The organism is Anaplasma phagocytophilum (assembly GCF_023476575.1).
Classification (GTDB): Bacteria; Pseudomonadota; Alphaproteobacteria; order Rickettsiales; family Anaplasmataceae; genus Anaplasma; species Anaplasma phagocytophilum_A.
Window position 1 is genome coordinate 1 of sequence record NZ_JAHLEX010000145.1, and the last position, 1770, is coordinate 1770.

The following is a 1770-nucleotide window of genomic DNA, read 5'->3' on the forward strand; positions in this document are numbered from 1 at the left end:
ATGAAGAGGATATGCTAATTGAAGGGGATCCTGATACAAAACTCACCACAGAGGAAGAAGAACTACTTGAATTGTTAATGGTAACATCTCCTTCCAGTAGAAGCTCTTCTAGAAACTCAGACTCTCAACCTTCCCCACCTAAGACACCTAAGACACCTAAGACACCTAAGACACCTAAGACAATAACCGTAACTGCAGAAGTGCATACGCAGCTATCAGCTATAACAGCGGAGCGCTACACTGCTCAAAATCACTTGGAGGAACAAAGCATTGACCTCTAGATGATGCAGCTAACATAGAGGTCATACAATAACTGCAATACAGGTTGAACAAGAAAAGTATCAAAGTGTATGGATGACTCATTAGGGCAGAGGACGGAGTGTTATGATGCCCTCTTCAAGTGCGTTATTGCGCAGTATGATGAGGATGAGGTGCCTGAAAATACCCTTATTAAGGGAAAAAGCAGGAGATCTATCAAAAAATAACCTTGCAAAAATAGCCTCCTCCACTTTTAACATCGTTACTGCTCTGTTACTGCATACCGATGTGCGTACAGTTAGCGCTCATATATGGGTTATCAAAAGACAGCTACTCAACTCTGAAAACACCAGAATACGTAGACACTCTATTTGGTATTGGCAACTAACACTTTGAACCAATCACGCATCAACATAAATCTGGGAATAAACTTCTTGCTCTATCTATACAACTTCTCAGTAAAACATGTTACAAGAAGTGCGGTATGAGTTATACTAAAATTAGTATCAATACTAACTATACCGTGTCTCCTTGCATAACCTAAAATAGCACTAAGTCACTACCTGTATTATCAAACGCGTATATAGATAATAGATAAGTTTCTATCATCCCACTATTACCAATGTTCATACTACTACCCTTAAATCCACATTAATTAACATTACCCTTGCACAAAACACGCAACACTAACCGCGAGGTGATTGCTGCATGCAAGCGTTGGGAATAAGTTATAGAAAGACGCATATCAGAAAACCCCTCGGCAGAATTTCACTAAGCACCTCACTGCCACAACAAAATTTCTTCAGCTCATGGGGGTACACGAATTTCCCTCATGATTCAACCTCACTTATCCGACAGAAAGGATGGAACATTTCGCATCTCTCAGCAAGAAACACAATACAGAATCACACCCTTTACCTCAAAAAAGCTCCAGTTTGCAATATCGTACAGCTGCGAAAATCTGCTTTAAACAACAACTAGATGCATCAGCATATTTTTATGCGTCATTACCTTCAGCAGCGATCTAAGTCTCTTAAACTATCTTGCTGTATTTTTTGCACGACGCCATAATATATACCCCTGTTTCCACAAAACAATCTACAAGTTCTACATGGATGAGCTCTAAGGCACTAGCGTACTCCATGAATTTTGCAATCATCTAAAGAACACATAACCAATTACTAACATTAAATTCATTGGGAATATTAGGACATTCTACTAAAAACCCCAAAAAATTTTGTTCTGCATAAAAAATATTAAGAAAAAAATATAATTTGTGTATTATTAAGTATAGAATGCTAATATTAGTATATTAAATGGTGATACAATGCACGCAAGTCGTAGATTGGAATCTCTTGTTCTTCTTTCTATAAAATCACTTCTGGATACAGATGCAGAAATTGATTCGACGGAATTTTGCGGTGTTTTGCTAAACAAAATTCAGCATAACACCCCTTATCCAGAGTTCTATAGTATTTTAGTCTTTATGCTTCAATACTTACAGGGTATGTT

At 37.7% G+C, this 1770-nt stretch carries 3 protein-coding genes; all 3 read left to right on the plus strand.

All coding sequences use genetic code 11. The features are described 5' to 3' along the window. Positions 1–281: hypothetical protein (locus KPX09_RS05170; RefSeq protein WP_249549289.1), on the plus strand; the 281-nt coding region annotated here is incomplete at its 5' end. Between the two features lie 69 nt (positions 282–350). Further along, the gene (locus KPX09_RS05655; RefSeq protein ID WP_275973679.1) at positions 351–485 is read left to right on the plus strand and encodes a hypothetical protein; all 135 of its coding nucleotides are present in this window, start codon (positions 351–353) and stop codon (positions 483–485) included. 1100 nt (positions 486–1585) lie between these two features. Continuing rightward, the coding region (locus KPX09_RS05175) for a hypothetical protein (RefSeq protein ID WP_249549290.1) at positions 1586–1770 on the plus strand (185 nt) is incomplete at its 3' end.